Annotated in this window: 4 protein-coding genes; all 4 read left to right on the top strand. The window is 42.3% G+C overall.

The features are described from left to right. Positions 1 to 159 (top strand): DHHA1 domain-containing protein (locus tag WB217_RS16290; protein ID WP_423994316.1); only part of this gene is annotated, 159 nt, incomplete at its 5' end. A 77-nt stretch (positions 160 to 236) separates the two neighbouring features. Continuing rightward, positions 237 to 506 (top strand): IreB family regulatory phosphoprotein, encoded by a 270-nt coding sequence (locus tag WB217_RS16295; RefSeq protein WP_023627198.1) that lies wholly within the window; start codon positions 237 to 239, stop codon positions 504 to 506. Next, a complete protein-coding gene (ruvX, locus tag WB217_RS16300; RefSeq protein ID WP_423994315.1) occupies positions 507 to 923 on the top strand; it encodes a Holliday junction resolvase RuvX in 417 nt (138 codons plus the stop codon). It begins immediately after the preceding gene. A gap of 14 nt (positions 924 to 937) precedes the next feature. Next, a complete protein-coding gene (locus WB217_RS16305; protein ID WP_207500106.1) occupies positions 938 to 1,225 on the top strand; it encodes a DUF1292 domain-containing protein in 288 nt (95 codons plus the stop codon). Positions 1,226 to 1,585 lie beyond the last annotated feature (360 nt).

Below are 1,585 nucleotides of genomic sequence, written 5' to 3' on the forward strand. Positions count from 1 at the left end.
CTCAAGGGCTACCAGGCAGGAAAGCTGATCAAGGAAGCAGCATCCATTTGCGGCGGAGGCGGCGGAGGCCGTCCAGATATGGCTCAAGCCGGCGGGAAAGACCCATCAAAACTCGACAATGCGATTCAATTTGCCGAAGAATGGGTTAAATCAATTTGATATAAAGGTAAAGTAGTGTAGAATGAAGGTAACCTAAGAAAATATTGCCTTCCATTTTTAGAAGTGAGGTGCATTCGATGAGCTCGTTTGATAAGACGATGAGATTTAATTTTCCCGAAGAGCCTTTTGAGCATGATGCGAATGAAGTCCTGCTGCAGGTCTATGAAGCTTTGCAGGAAAAAGGATATAACCCGATTAACCAGATTGTCGGTTATCTGCTCTCTGGCGATCCGGCTTATATTCCCCGCCATCGGGATGCCCGCAATATCATCCGCAAGCTGGAACGGGATGAAATTATCGAGGAATTGGTTAAATCCTATTTAAGGAACCACCGAGAGGGGAAATAAATGCGTACGATGGGACTAGATGTCGGCTCGAAAACTGTCGGCATTGCACTGAGCGATGAACTTGGATGGACTGCTCAGGGACTTGAAACTCTTAAAATTAACGAAGAAGAAAATGTGTTTGGTTTCGATGAATTAGGTAAAATAATAAAAGAGTACGAAGTCAGCAAAGTTGTCGTTGGATTGCCTAAGAACATGAATGGCACAATCGGCCCCCGGGGCGAAGCCAGCCAATTCTTTGCCCGTGAATTGGAAGAACGGTTCGGCGTCCCTGTTGTCCTTTGGGACGAGCGTTTAACGACAGTTGCAGCAGAGCGTGTTTTGCTGGAGGCAGACGTTAGCCGTAAAAAACGTAAAAAAGTCATTGATAAAATGGCCGCAATGATGATTCTACAAGGCTATCTGAATAGCCAAAATTAAATGAGGTGACTTTAATGGATCACGGAGAAAACAACATTACAGTAGTAGACGAAAACGGTAACGAACAATTATGTGAAGTGCTTTTTACATTTGACTCTGAAGAGTTCGGCAAGTCTTATGTTTTATACTATCCAATCGGTGCTGATGAAAGCGACGATGAGGAAATTGAAATCCACGCTTCATCATTTATGCCAACTGAAGATAATCAGGATGGCGAATTGATGCCTATCGAAACGGATGAAGAATGGGATATGATCGAAGAAATGCTTGAAACGTTCCTTGCTGAGCAAGACGAAGAATAAACCATGCTAGAGACCAGGCTAAATGCGGCCTGGTCTTTTTTTTATATATTTTTAGCGAATGTCATTCTCTCAACTCTGCTGCTGGCTGTATACCAGCATTAAAAGTTTATTAAGTTCCATTTTAATTTTTCTCACAAGTAAGATGATGAGAACCCCTCAACGAGATTTTTCTATCGCGTATGGTGATAACAACTAGAAGTAAGCGCATGAAGCAGAATTCAAGTTAATAGGCAAGTCAACCGCTACTCTACTACCAACAATGTTTATGAAGACAGCTAACCAAAAACATTAATCTAAGCGAATACAAATCCCTTATTACCTTCATGTCGGAATGTAGGATAATTTGTCGCACGAGGTATT

Origin of the sequence: Mesobacillus sp., from assembly GCF_049588175.1 — a bacterium.
In the GTDB taxonomy this organism is placed as follows: Bacteria; Bacillota; Bacilli; order Bacillales; family Cytobacillaceae; genus Mesobacillus.

Bases quoted from the DNA above. Each gene is read 5' to 3' on its own strand.
- WB217_RS16295 (WP_023627198.1), top strand. From the start codon at position 237: ATGAGCTCGTTTGATAAGACGATGAGATTTAATTTTCCCGAAGAGCCT.
- ruvX (WP_423994315.1), top strand. From the start codon at position 507: ATGCGTACGATGGGACTAGATGTCGGCTCGAAAACTGTCGGCATTGCA.
- WB217_RS16305 (WP_207500106.1), top strand. From the start codon at position 938: ATGGATCACGGAGAAAACAACATTACAGTAGTAGACGAAAACGGTAAC.